At 33.0% G+C, this 13,326-nt stretch carries 16 protein-coding genes; 1 reads left to right on the forward strand and 15 read right to left on the reverse strand.

Features of this window, described 5'->3' with window-relative positions; all coding sequences use genetic code 11:
* Positions 1–4 precede the first annotated feature (4 nt).
* Positions 5–1,588: an aldehyde dehydrogenase (NADP(+)) gene (locus tag ATO12_RS23715; protein WP_034247426.1), complete on the reverse strand. Its 1,584-nt coding sequence runs from the start codon at positions 1,586–1,588 to the stop codon at positions 5–7.
* Positions 1,589–1,679: 91 nt separating this feature from the next.
* Entirely contained in the window at positions 1,680–2,606 is a 927-nt protein-coding gene (locus ATO12_RS23720) for a dihydrodipicolinate synthase family protein (RefSeq protein WP_034247428.1), read from the reverse strand.
* Positions 2,607–2,741: 135 nt separating this feature from the next.
* Here ATO12_RS23720 and ATO12_RS23725 point away from each other — a divergent pair, with 135 nt between their 5' ends.
* Positions 2,742–3,602 (forward strand): AraC family transcriptional regulator, encoded by an 861-nt coding sequence (locus ATO12_RS23725; RefSeq protein ID WP_034247430.1) that lies wholly within the window; start codon positions 2,742–2,744, stop codon positions 3,600–3,602.
* A gap of 12 nt (positions 3,603–3,614) precedes the next feature.
* Here ATO12_RS23725 and ATO12_RS23730 read toward each other — a convergent pair whose 3' ends face one another.
* From ATO12_RS23730 to ATO12_RS23790, 13 genes are all read right to left on the reverse strand, one after another.
* On the reverse strand, positions 3,615–4,847 hold the full coding sequence (locus tag ATO12_RS23730) for a phytanoyl-CoA dioxygenase family protein (RefSeq protein WP_034247432.1): 1,233 nt from the start codon (positions 4,845–4,847) through the stop codon (positions 3,615–3,617).
* A 122-nt stretch (positions 4,848–4,969) separates the two neighbouring features.
* The gene (locus ATO12_RS23735) at positions 4,970–5,458 is read right to left on the reverse strand and encodes a GNAT family N-acetyltransferase (protein WP_081802153.1); all 489 of its coding nucleotides are present in this window, start codon (positions 5,456–5,458) and stop codon (positions 4,970–4,972) included.
* Between the two features lie 8 nt (positions 5,459–5,466).
* Positions 5,467–5,955: a hypothetical protein gene (locus tag ATO12_RS23740; protein WP_131248894.1), complete on the reverse strand. Its 489-nt coding sequence runs from the start codon at positions 5,953–5,955 to the stop codon at positions 5,467–5,469.
* Between the two features lie 238 nt (positions 5,956–6,193).
* The gene (locus ATO12_RS23745) at positions 6,194–6,700 is read right to left on the reverse strand and encodes a GNAT family N-acetyltransferase (RefSeq protein ID WP_034247435.1); all 507 of its coding nucleotides are present in this window, start codon (positions 6,698–6,700) and stop codon (positions 6,194–6,196) included.
* Position 6,701: 1 nt separating this feature from the next.
* Positions 6,702–7,133: a MarR family winged helix-turn-helix transcriptional regulator gene (locus ATO12_RS23750; RefSeq protein WP_034247437.1), complete on the reverse strand. Its 432-nt coding sequence runs from the start codon at positions 7,131–7,133 to the stop codon at positions 6,702–6,704.
* A gap of 84 nt (positions 7,134–7,217) precedes the next feature.
* Positions 7,218–7,580: a cupin domain-containing protein gene (locus ATO12_RS23755; protein WP_034247443.1), complete on the reverse strand. Its 363-nt coding sequence runs from the start codon at positions 7,578–7,580 to the stop codon at positions 7,218–7,220.
* A gap of 7 nt (positions 7,581–7,587) precedes the next feature.
* Positions 7,588–7,992, reverse strand: coding sequence for an OsmC family protein (locus ATO12_RS23760; RefSeq protein ID WP_034247444.1), 405 nt, complete (start codon positions 7,990–7,992; stop codon positions 7,588–7,590).
* A gap of 20 nt (positions 7,993–8,012) precedes the next feature.
* The gene (locus ATO12_RS23765; protein WP_034247446.1) at positions 8,013–8,618 is read right to left on the reverse strand and encodes a TetR/AcrR family transcriptional regulator; all 606 of its coding nucleotides are present in this window, start codon (positions 8,616–8,618) and stop codon (positions 8,013–8,015) included.
* Between the two features lie 239 nt (positions 8,619–8,857).
* Complete coding sequence (locus tag ATO12_RS23770) at positions 8,858–9,298, reverse strand: carboxymuconolactone decarboxylase family protein (protein ID WP_034247448.1); 441 nt, start codon at positions 9,296–9,298, stop codon at positions 8,858–8,860.
* A 63-nt stretch (positions 9,299–9,361) separates the two neighbouring features.
* On the reverse strand, positions 9,362–9,937 hold the full coding sequence (locus ATO12_RS23775) for a Crp/Fnr family transcriptional regulator (protein ID WP_034247450.1): 576 nt from the start codon (positions 9,935–9,937) through the stop codon (positions 9,362–9,364).
* A 67-nt stretch (positions 9,938–10,004) separates the two neighbouring features.
* Positions 10,005–10,946 carry a threonine/serine dehydratase gene (locus ATO12_RS23780; protein WP_034247452.1) on the reverse strand — a complete coding sequence of 314 codons (942 nt, stop codon included), beginning with the start codon at positions 10,944–10,946 and terminating at the stop codon, positions 10,005–10,007.
* 138 nt (positions 10,947–11,084) lie between these two features.
* A complete protein-coding gene (locus ATO12_RS23785) occupies positions 11,085–12,854 on the reverse strand; it encodes a MutS-related protein (protein ID WP_034247454.1) in 1,770 nt (589 codons plus the stop codon).
* A gap of 112 nt (positions 12,855–12,966) precedes the next feature.
* Complete coding sequence (locus ATO12_RS23790; RefSeq protein WP_034247456.1) at positions 12,967–13,323, reverse strand: MmcQ/YjbR family DNA-binding protein; 357 nt, start codon at positions 13,321–13,323, stop codon at positions 12,967–12,969.
* Positions 13,324–13,326 lie beyond the last annotated feature (3 nt).

Consider the following 13,326-nt stretch of genomic DNA (forward strand, 5'->3'; position numbering starts at 1 on the left):
AAAATCAGATTTTAGAATCTGTATGTTTACCATTAACTAGCCTGGAAATCCCCAGAGGATTTTCATTCTTAAGTTCGTCTGGTAATAAATTATTAGGCCAGCTTTGATAGCTAAATGGACGTACCCATCGTTTAATAGAATGAATACCAACTGCTGTAAACCTACTATCTGTTGATGCAGGATATGGACCACCATGCAGCATAGATGGGCATACTTCTACTCCCGTAGGAACCCCATTAAAGATGATTCTTCCTACTCTGTTTTGCAATGCATCAATTACCGTATTGTATTGTAGTGCTTCTTCGTTTTCTGCAATAATGGTCCCTGTAAGTTGCCCTTCTAAGGTGTTAATTATAGTTTCTAATTGTTCGATATCCTGGCATTGCACAACCATAGAGAATGGCCCAAATACTTCTTGATGTAAGGTTGTATTTTCTAAAAATGTTTTTCCTTCTACTGTAGTAACCGTTTGTCTTGCATAATTTACAGCAACATCACTATCAAGTTCTGCGGTAACAGATAACCCACTTTGTTGCAATGCATTTGTTTTGTTTCTTTCAAAATTTCCAATAATATTGGGATGCAACATACAGGAAGGTTCAATTTTTACAATTTCTTCAGAAAGTGTTGTTATAAAATTAGTTAAGGCTTCTCCTTTAATACCTATGAGCAAACCGGGATTTGTACAAAACTGGCCAGCCCCTAGCGTTATTGATTTTGCATAGGTTTTAGCCAAATCGACTCCTTTCGTAATTGTTGCTTCGGGTAATAAAACTACAGGGTTTATACTTCCCATTTCTGCAAATACCGGGATTGGCTCTGGTCGTTTTGAAGCTAAATCAAATAAAGCTCTACCTCCTCTAATACTTCCTGTAAAACCAACAGCTTTTACTGCAGGATGTTCTACTAATTGAACACCTACTTCAATTCCTGAGCTATTGAGGTTAGAAAATACGCCATTTGGCATTCCTGTTTTTGTGGCTGCTTTGATAATTGCAGCAGATACTAATTCTCCAGTTCCTGCATGCATAGGGTGTGATTTTACAATAACAGGGCACCCCGCAGCAAATGCGGCAGCAGTATCACCTCCCGCTGTAGAGTAGGCTAAAGGAAAATTACTTGCCCCAAAAACTACAACAGGACCTAAAGGAACCAGCATTTTACGAATATCTTGCTTAGGAATAGGACTGCGATCTAAATCAGCAGTATCTATAGAGGCCTCTACCCATGATCCTTCGGCTACCAAATCGGCAAAAGTTCTTAATTGCCCTATCGTTCTGCCTCGCTCACCTTTTGCTCTTCCTTCTGGTAAACCGGTCTCTGATCTATATGTCTCTATTAAAAGATCATCTAAAGCCAGGATCTCATCGGCAATAGCATTTAAAAATTCTGCCTTTTTAGCGCCAGAAACCTTTCTAAAAACTTCAAAAGCTTCAGAAGCTAATACTACTGCTTTTTCGATTTCTTCTTTCGAAGCTTCAAAAAATGTATGTTTATTTTCAATATTCAACTTAGGATTAAAAGTCGTATAGGTTTTACTCCCTATAGCCGAAAGCTGATTTCCTATATAGTTTTTGCCTGTTATCATAATCTCAAAATGATTTAATGTGAAAATAGATCAATTTTTAATGAAGGAATGCTGCTGTCTTTATTATTTTTAGAAACATCACTGTTAAAGACTAATCTACTAATTCAATGTTTTTGTATTTGGGTAATTGCGGTCTTGTTTTTAGACCAGTTTCAATAATTTCTAATACTTTTTTACGTTCATCTCCAACCAGTGGTAGCCTGGGAGGGCGTACATATTCTGTACCGATTCCGGTAGCTACTTCTGCTAGTTTTATATTTTGTACTAATTTAGGGTTTATGTCTAACTCCAGCAAAGGTAAAAACCAACGATAAATCGCTATAGCCTCTTTAATTCGACCAGCTTTCTGAAGTTCATAAATAGCTACAGTTTCTTCTGGGAAAGCATCTACTAACCCAGCAACCCAACCATCTGCACCCATCAATAAACTTTCGAGAGCTAATGTGTCTACTCCGCTTAGGATTTTTAATCTATCACCAAAGCGATTTTTAATTCGTGTTATATTAGAAATATCTCTTGTAGATTCTTTTACAGCCTGTATATTATCTAATACTAATAGCTCTTCAAACATATCCAAAGAAACTTCTATCTTATAATCAACAGGATTATTATAAACCATTATGGGTAGATCTGTGCTTTTGGCTACCTCTTTAAAATACATTACAGTTTCTCGATCTCCTGCTTTATATCGCATTGGAGGGAGCATCATCAAACCACTAGCTCCATCTTCTTTTGCTTTTTTAGCAGCCTCAATCGCTCCTTTTGTAGTTTGTTCTGCAATATTAATGATAACCGGAACTTTGTCTTTAACAATATCGACAGTGGTTTTAACCAAAGTTCTTTTTTCATCATCAGTTAATGTACTTGCTTCACCCAAAGTCCCGCCTAGTATAATTCCGTGAACTCCAGCTTTAAGTTGGGCATTGATATTAATTTCAAACATTTTTAAGTCTAGTGTATCGTCTTTTGTGAATTTTGTAGTCACTGCAGGCATTACACCTTTCCAATCTATAGCCATATTTAAATTTTTTCAAAGATATTATGAAACCCATGAAAGATACATTGAGAAATTATCTATATATGATACTATATTACCTTTTATTGTTAATATATGCATAATTATGATTAATATTGATTCATAGATGAATTAGAAATGAAAGCACTACCTTTTAAAATACCGAAATCCTCGACTGATACCTTAATCGTTCAGGAAGATAAGGAAGTTGTTTTTTATGATAAATTTCATCAGCATGAAGAGATACAGATATCGATTATAATATCTGGAGAGGGGAGCTTAATCGTAGGAGATACGATTACGGATTATAAGCCTAATGATATTTTGATTTTTGGAAGTAATGTTCCTCACGTATTAAAGAGTGCCTCTTCTCCTGTAGAGTCATATATGATTTCTCTTTTTTTTACTAAAGAATCTTTTGGAAATCTATTTTTTAAACTTCCTGAATTTAATGATTTATCGGGATTTTTTAGAAACTCGGTATATGGGATCAGAGTGCTTTCTAAAAAAGAAAAATTAAAAAAACAGTTTTTGAAAATTGTTGAGAAAAAAGAAAAACTAGATCGCTTTACCATTTTTTTGAAGATTTTAAAAATACTGAAAACATCAAAAACCGAAACCATATCATCTTTCATTTCAAAAAGAGCATATACCGATAATGAAGGAAAGAGAATGGCAAAAGTTTTTCAGGTAGTAATGGATGAGTTTAATAGAGATTTCTCTCTGAAAGAGGTAGCTGATCTGGCTAATATGACTCCTAATGCTTTTTGTCGATATTTTAAGCAGCGAACTAATAAAACCTTCTTTCAGTTTTTGATCGAGGTACGAATTGAGAATGCGTGTAGATTAATATCGAGAGAATTGGATATCACTATTTCTGAAGTTTCTTATCGGAGTGGCTTTAAAAATCTGTCTAATTTTAATAGAAAATTTAAGGAAATAAAAGGGATGACTCCGTCTGATTATAAAAAAAGGTTACATGAACCAAGTTTTACTTAATCTTTACTTCTTTTATGATAAAGGGTATTCTGCTATAATATTATTAGTTTTTGAATGTTTAGGATTACCACACACAGGGATAGAAGGTTCTTTATGTACATTATAAGGAATGCCACCACTTTTGGTAGGTAATACAGAAATAGATTCATGTTTAAATATGTGAACATCTGATCGAGTATATCTTCCTGCCATAGCAAGGCGCACACGATCCTTAGAAGTATTCGCATACGATGCATGAGTGTTTAAGGAGGTAAAAATAATTGCCTCGCCTGCTTTCATTTCCAGATCTCTAATGGTAACATTTTCGAAAAGAGAGGGCACCTTTTTTTTTATCTTCTCAAATACTAGTTGTGCTTTCTTAAAATTACCTGTAGTATACCAAATAGTTTTTAGGGTTTTGGTAATTTCTGAATAGGGCAGAGACATTAAATAACCAGTTAAATCATCCTGGATATTAGTTACAATTCTTTCGAAACGTCCATCCCGAAATGAGCCTTCTATCATACGTAGACATCCTGTCTCTTTATTAGTATCTCGTAGAGCGATCCATACAGATAATTGTGCAATTGCAGGGTGTGTAGGACGAGTGGGTTCTAATTTTGGTTTTTCATCAGATTCTCGAAATGTACCTGTTTGATGCCAAAACGTACCTTCCTGACCTGGTTTTTTTTCAAAAAACTGGGATCTCCAACATAATAAATCATCCCCTAAAATACTTTGAAGCGGCTGTGATAGTTTAGGGTGTACCAATACGTCCCAAAGCCTTTTGTACTTTGATCCTTGAAAAAAACCTAAATAATTAATAGAGTAATCACCAGATGCTTTTAACGAACTCAAAATATCTTTACCAAATATGGTCGTTTCATGAAAGTGTTTTCTAAATAACTCATCACTTTCATTTGCAAGATTTTCGGCTTCCATAGTATCTAATACACGAAATGGCCCATGAATACCACTACTTATAAACTTGTCTATTTCTGGTTGCGTAAGGTAATGTTCCCCAAATTCTTCTTTTCTTTTGCTACCTAAGATCTCAAACTCACCTAAATCCTCATCAATATTAGAGAGTAAATTAAAGTTTTTGCCCAATATAAATCTGATAGGTTTAATGATAAGTTTAAATATGGTAATAAAAATAGCAACAGTATGTACTTTTAGTTTCTGCAGCAAACTTAATTTTGTTTTTGCCCAGTAATCATTTAGGCTTTCATAGCCATCCATCATAAAAGTATCTTTAGTACTCACTTGTTTTATTCGTTTAAAAATTTCAATATATTTAAAACTCCTATTATGTTCTCAATGCATTAATAGAAGAGATGATCCATTTTGCATATTTCAGAAGCCATTTTGGTAATTCATAAGTTATTTTATATTTCTTTTTCGAGGATAATCATATGTTTACATTGAATTCCGTTTTCAAAAAATGGTTGATTATAATTGTCGATAAAAAAGTCTTTTTCAATCCTACAAATCTCGAATCCCTCTTTTTGGTATAAAGCTAGTTGTTTAATACTTGAATTACCTGTACCAATAACAATTTTTTTGTACATAGACCTTAATGCTATTTCATGTACATACCTCAATAATTGTTTACCATACCCTTTATTCTGAAAAGATTCATTAACTACTATATTTTTTATTTCTATGGTAGTTGGTGTCAATTCTTTTAGCACAATACTTCCAATAAGTTTAGAGTTTAATTTTGCAATATAACATTGCCCTGTCTTTATGTATTCTTCTATTTGACTTCTTGATGGATCAGCCAACTCAAGTAATTCGAAAGGAATCTTGTGATTATCGTCTACTTGTTCTAGAATCAATTTTTTTTCTTCACTTCCTGGTTTCTTTACATTCATTTTTGAGACTAAAAAATGACAGGGATTTCAAAATGTATTGATTCTCCCGCTTCGTCGCCGTCTCCTTCTCCCGGGTTGTTATGAACGATTAGTTTACCGGTTTCTATATTTTTTGAATCAAAGGTTAAGGTAGTCGAAAACATTACAGGACCACTTTTCATCCAATCCCCATCTGCGCTTAATATTCCTTTTGCTAATTCATTTCCTTTGTCATCAATTAATTGAATCCATCCAAGTTCCCCTTCACTGGCAAACCAAACTCCTTCAGAGTTCACTTTTATTTCGATAGGGGAGTTTATTTGATCATTTGGCTTAATGTTTAGTGTAGGATATTTAGTTGGTTTGGGCTCTTCTTCTGTTAGTGTAGTATTTTCTTTATCTACTTGCCGAGGTTCGGGGTTTGTACTTTCCTGAGTGCTCGAATTGTTTTTACAGGAATTCAGTGAAACATGAACGATACAGATGAGTAGGAGATAGATGATGTTTAATTTTTTCATATCATTTTTTGTTGATAACGACATTTCAGCTATAAAGGAGATACTATTTTCAATCATAGCCATGATTTATACTACTGTTTTGATAGCGATATTATTTCTGCCAGTATTTCTTAGCTATACAATTTTATGAAAATTTAATTGAAATATTGATGTGAGTGATGTATAAAATTTCTGAAAGGGGGGATATGAATTGTCGTCAAAAAGGATACAATACATCATGATGATTTCTTTATTTTCTTCAATAGTTTTTAGGTATAGTCGACAAATCATAGCGATTTTCTATCACGGGTTTTTCAAAAGCGATTGATTTTTTTGATTCTGTTAATTTAAATCCATGCTTTTTATATAACGAAGCCGCAGCAGATAATTCGTGTGTAGTCCATAAATAGGCAGATTGGTACCCTTTTTTATAAAAGAAATCCATAAAAAGAGACATTAATTTTTTCCCCAGTCCTAATCCTCTATAAGCTGGTTCGAGATAGAAATACCGAAGTTGAGCAGTTTTGTTCCCTCTATGCATTAATAGAACAAAACCTACAATTTTGTCATTATGCTCACATATCCAGACTCGGTCCATTTCGGGATTATAACTCTTATAAAATTCGTGCATTCCTTCTCCAACATAGGTTTCGAATGCTACGCCGTAATTATATTCTTCTCCGTATATTTTACCGTGACGATGAATGATATACCCCAGGTCACCAGGTTTAATGGTCGTTCTGATAGAAATGTCATTAAGCTGCATTTTAATTTCTTTTTTTAGTTAGTAAAATTTCTATTTTTTCATACAATAGAATTAATTCTTCCTGCTCTTTTTGGTTAAGATGTTGGATGATCTCAGAAATAGCATCTGATGAGCGTTGATTAAGGGTTAAAAATATTTTTTTGCCATTTTCTGTGAGGTTTAAGTACGATATTCTATAGTCGTCTTGTGATTTTATTTTATTGATGATGTTTAGCTTAACCAATTTTTTTATTAAGCGACTTAAATAGCCTTCGTCAACCTCAATAATCTCTTTTATTTGCCGAGCTGTAATTTTGGGATTATGATAAATTTCGTACATAACACGAACCTCAGAAAGTGAATATTGACTTTCTAGTATGTGATTGTTAATTACTCCTATGACTCTGGTATAAAAGCGATTAAACCTTCGGATTTTGTTGACTATGTTTTCCATAATACAAATGTACTAAATACTTGCCTAAAGCAAGTATTTAGTACAATATTTTATACTAATAGTTTTGAATTTAGAATAGATTTTTCATGATTCTAATTGTTGTTTAATATTTTTAGTGATTTCAGATTCTACTTTTCCTGTATGTGCTGTCGTTTTGTTTTCTATCAACATAATTTTACATTCCTCTATCGAAGAAACTCTATGATTAATACCACGTTTTACAATAAACAAATCTCCCTGATTCATAGTAAAAGGGTCTTTTCCTTCTACTTCAAAAAGCAGGCTTCCTTCGATAATGTAGAAAAGTTCATCTTCATGCTCATGGTTATGCCAGGGTACTTTATCACCTTTTATTTTTGCTAGCTTAACATAAGTATCATTAACTTCTCCAATTATTTTTGGAGAGAAGTAATCTGTAATGTCTTTAAATTTTTCTATAAGTTTCATATCTTCTTTATTTTTGATGTACTTTAAACCCCATTCCTTCTTTAATAGTATTAATTGATAAACAACCCATTTCTGCAATTTTGAGTAATTTTTTAAACACTACTGGATCACTGCATTTTTTATAAGATATATCAAGTTGTATATCTGTAAAACGTTTGGGCAAGTCTTCGCTTTTAGTTGCGATAACATCTACCTGAAATCCTTCGACCTCGAAACTTCTGGATTGTGCTGCGGCAAAAAATGTACTACAAAAACAGCCACCAATACCAGTCAATAAATATTGACCTCCCATTAAGCCATTGCCACCGCCACCTTGACTTATAGGTCGATCTACAATAACTTTTATGGAATCATTGTTTAATTTCATTGCTGTATTTGATATTTGTCCTAGTGTTATTCGAATTGTTTCCATTTCATTTTTTGATTAAAAAATTATGCTAGTTGCTCGATATAACTTTTTACAGCTATAAGGTATTCGTCTAATATTTTATCATTATTATATACTTTTCTAATACCTCTTACTCCTTCAAAAGCACTTATCAGAAAAATGGCTGTTGCCGATGTATCGACATTTTTTCTAATCTCACCCTTAATTTTGCCTTGCTCTAATAGATCGACCATGATCTGCTTCCAATGATCAATTATATCTCTAAGCATTTCTCTAAATGAATTTTCTGAATACCCGATTTCATTAATCAAGTTATTTGCAGGGCAACCTAAATCTTTTTCCAAATCAGAATACCCCTCGATACGCTTAACAAAGACATCACATAACAATGGTATTATAGGTGCGTTATCCGGATTTTTGAGAGGAGCAACCATTCTTTCATAGACTCTTTTCCTTACGGTAAGATCAATTACTTTCTCCCCAATAGTTCTCTTGCTGTTAAAATGATGGTAAAAAGCACCTTTAGAAAGTCCTGTACCTTTTATGATTTCGGGAATACTGGTTTTGTTATAGCCATGCTTGTAGAATAGTTCAAAAGCGCTATTAATGATCAAATTTTGAGTTTCTTTGGATTTGATTTTTTGATTCATATGACAAATATACAAAAAACATTCTTACCGGTATGTTTTTAAAAATTCATGCTTATTATTACCCTGGATTTTACATGCGTGTTCTAGTATAAGTCACAAAAAGAGATGATTAAATGCTGAAAAGAGGTATTTTGAACGAATTTGAGGAAATGTTCTTCAAAACAATGGCGATTTGACTTTATAATCAAATCGCCATTGTTGTTGTAACGAATTATGAACATTATACGTACTAAGACAAATTATTGATCGATAGGTTTGTGGGTACTTATTGCAATTCTGTTCCATGCATTTATATTTATTACAGCCATTATGATCTGGGATACATATTTTTCATCAAATTTTTCGATAGCTTTTTCATATGTCTTGGTGGTTAATCCATTATTATGAATCATTGTTACTTCTTCGGTAATTTGCAGAATAACCTTTTCTTCTTCTGTAAATATATCGGTTCCCTTCCAGGCATCAAGCAAAAAAATACGTTGTTGGGTTTCGCCATTTTCAAGGGCATCTTTGGTGTGCATATTTATGCAAAAGGCACAGCCGTTTAGTTGCGATACTCTTATGTTTATAAGTTCTTTATGAATATCACTTAACTGACTTTGTCTTACATAATTTCCCAGGGCATACATGGCTTTATAGGCTAAAGGCTCACTTACATCAATTTGAATTCTTTTTTCCATTGTTTTAGTATTTGAATTGGATGTAAAGGTATTTGCCGTTGCCAAGAAAAAACTTAAACTGGTTTAAGAACGTTTTTTATTTCTGATTTCACTTACATATTCTGGTGTAAGTCCTAAAAAAGAAGCAATTAAGTATTGAGGGACTCTTTGGGCGAATTTGGGAAAATGTTCTGTGAACTGAAAATAGATTTCCTCTTTAGAAAGATCGAGTAAATATTTCATTTTGATTAGAGATGCCCCGTATGAAATTTGATAAATTACTCTAAAATACTTTTCGAGTTTAGGAAACTCATTTAATAATTCTTCTTGTTTATCATAAGAGATAGAAAGGATTTTTGTGTTTTCGACTGCCTGAATATAAAAGTCTGTTATACTTTGATTATGATAAGCCAAAAAATCTGTCATCCACCAATTCTCAATTGCAAATTGAATGGTTCGCTCTGTTCCTTTATCATTGATATAAAACATCTGAAGGCATCCGTCTACTACAAAATGATTGAAATTACATAGATCTCCTGCCTTAACAATAATTTCTTTTTTATTTACGCTACGCAAATCAAAGAAGGTTAGTATTCTTTGAAAATCTTTTTCGTCAATGTTGACAAACATGTTGATGTGATCAAAAAATTGTGTAGCCATTTTGTTTTTAATATTAAGTTTGCCAATTATTGTACTAAAAACGACAGGTTTTTTCTCTCTTTATTGATTAAAGGTTAAAAGGTAGTTGATTTAGATCTACATTTCCTCCTGAAATAATAATACCTATTTTCTTGTTTTTGAAACTATTTTTCTCTTTTAACATGGCTGCCAACGCTACAGCAGAAGATGGTTCTGAAACAATTTTTAAGCGTTCCCAAATTAGTCTCATAGCTTCTACGATTTCTTCTTCAGTAACTCGTGTTATCCTTTTTACATATTGCTGGATTATAGGAAAATTTTTATCTCCTAATTGCACTCTAAGTCCATCTGCAATAGTATTTGTGGTCAAATTAGATTCGATAATTCCACTTTGTAAAGATCGATATGCATCATCAACCTCAAAAGGTTCACCCCCGATTACAGTACAATCATTTCCAAAGTAAAGAGCAGATAAAGCTGTTCCTGCAATTAAGCCGCCGCCGCCAACTGGTGTAAATATATAATCTAAATCAGGCTGTTTTTCTAACAGTTCTTTACAAGCTGTTCCCTGTCCTAAAATAACGTTATTATCATTATAGGGGTGCACAAAAGTGGCTCCTTCTTTTTGTGAGATTTCTTTAGCCGTATTTTCTCTTGCTACCAATGTAGGTTCGCATTCGATAATATTTCCCTGATAACCTTTTACCGCATCTTTTTTAACTTGAGGAGCATTAGAGGGCATTACTATAAATGCCTTGATACCCAATTTTAGAGCTGCAAGAGAAAGTGCCTGCGCAAAATTCCCCGAAGAATGCGTAACGACACCTTTTTGTTTCTGTTCCTCGGTAAGTTGCATAATTGCATTGGTAGCTCCTCTCATTTTAAATGCTCCTGTTTTCTGAAAGTTTTCACATTTAAAATAAAGAGTTGCTCCTACTATTTCATCAATTAATCGAGAGCTGAGCACAGGTGTTTTATGAATATAGGGTTCAATTCTTTGGTGGGTCTGAATCAGGTCTTCTTTTTGCATGAATTTAGTTATTGAATCTAGTTGAGAATTAGAGAATTTTGCATCAAATGCTTATTTTGATAGCATTATTCTCCAAATTTAAGATTATATTTTATTATCTATAACTATCGAATTGATAGTTGTTTTTCGATTTCAGGATCACACAATCCCCATTTTCTTTAATAAGAATGAAGCATTCATATTCTGGCAAACCCCATCTTTAAATTTATAATCAAAGAATAACTCGTCATTTACTATTTGAGCATCAAAAAAGCGATTTTCTACTTGATGTAATTCTGATGCAATCTCACAAAGACTTAGATCATGTGTTGCTATAATACCTGTCGCTTTTGCCTTAACCAGTTTTTCTACAAATTTACGGGATCCTGCTGCTTTGTCTTTACTATTAGTGCCTTTTAGGATTTCATCGAGGATGATAAAGTATTCATCTTTTTCCAGGGCATTTACAATTTTTTTAAGCTGTGTTAATTCAGAAAAGAAATAAGAGGCGTCATCACTTAGTGAATCTGATGTTCTCATACTACTTATCAATTTGATAGGGCGATATTCGCATGATTTTGCGCAAATAGGTAGCCCCATGTTTGACATCACAATTTGTAAAGCAACGGTACGCAAAAACGTACTTTTTCCGGCCATATTAGCTCCTGTAATGATTAAAAACTGCTCTTTGTCTATGGTGATGTCATTATCTATTCTTTTATGAGCATTAAGCATTGGATGTCCCAGTTCTTTGGCTTTGAGTATACTATGGTTTGATGTTATCTTTGGATAAATATAATCGGGGTGATTAAAGGTAAAATTACCCAGGGAGTTATATGCATCAAAAAAGGCAATAACCTCGAACCATTGTGCTACTTTATTATGGTTTTTGACGATCCATTGTTCGATACGATAACTTTGTAGAATATCCCATAATAGTAATCCGTTGGCAAGAACTCCAAACATCATATTATTGCGCTGATCAAAGGCATTGAGAATACTGGCAAACTGCTTTAGGGTTTGCGAAGCTTTTTCTTTGTCGCTAATTACTAATTGTTGTTTTTCTTGTAATAAGGCAGCTTCAAAATTTGCATTTTCAATTTTATCTACTAGCTTATAATACTGTTCAAATGTATCTTTTACTTTATTGGCGTTACTATATAATTTGTTGATTTTTTTAAGTTGTGTCCCGGTTATTCCCAAGCCAATAAAAAACCAAATCAAAAACATAGTAAAAGTAATCATATTCAGAAATAGTAGCGTTAATAGTATCAACGAGATACCAGATACTATTGCAGGAAGTATACGCATTACCTTAGGGACAAAAGCGGTGTAGTTTTGTAACCATTTTTGTATTAATGAAACCGAAACACTTACATTAACCAGTGATGCAATGGCACTAAATTCTTGTCTCCATTCGGGAAGTTTTGAGATATTTTTTATTGCTTCTTGTTTTTTTTCGATATGCTCAATAGCATTAGCACTAAGGATAGCTGCTAGTTTGTTTTTTCCGGCCAGGGTAGTTGTGCGATTGGCGTATTGAAAAAAAGACTGCTCTCCAAAAAGGTCTATATCATGACTGTAAGGATGTGTAGCATCGATATATTCTTTTCCAGGAGTAAGTTTTGTTACATCACCCTCAAAAATATCAAGCTCTAGTGTATTGATATCGATTAGTTTTTGTAGTTTGTTTTTAGAATAAGAGAGATCAGTATGTCTGTTTACTAAAAATATAAAAGCTGTAATTCCAATAATACTACTACCAATAATAATCTGAGTATTAGGGTACCCAAAATATATTCCTGCTATTATCGCCAAAAAAACAAATAAGCGTATGATACTAGAGATAGCGAGTTGTTTTTTTATTTTTTTTAGTGATACGGTATGGAGAGAAATTTGCTCTTTATAAAATTGTTGCGGGTTGTTCATTTTGTACTTATCAAATAAGAGTATTGAATACCATTTTGTAAAAGGACTAAGGGTACAGAACTTCCTTATTATCCCTAGAGATGATTATCAATGATTCTAATGTTTTTTACTATTAAAGATTTTCTAATTCTTGTTTTACTTTTTTTGTCAAACCACTTACTACCAGGTCATAAGAGTGATTGATCAAATCGAGTATCATATTAGTAGGCAAACTACCAGAAAAGTTAACAGTATTCCAATGTTTTTTACTCATATGGTATCCGGGAGTTATTTCTGGGTGATATTCGCGAAGTTCGATAGCACGATCAGGATCACATTTTAAGTTTACACTAAAAGGCATTCGATTTAATCCTGTTAAAGCAAACATTTTTCCCATTACTTTAAAAACCAAGGTGCTTTCATCGAAAGGGAATTCTTCTGTAACTCCTTTTTTTGATAAACAATATTCTCTAAATGCCTCGATGTTCATTTT

Source organism: Aquimarina atlantica (assembly GCF_000626715.1).
In the GTDB taxonomy this organism is placed as follows: domain Bacteria; phylum Bacteroidota; class Bacteroidia; order Flavobacteriales; family Flavobacteriaceae; genus Aquimarina; species Aquimarina atlantica.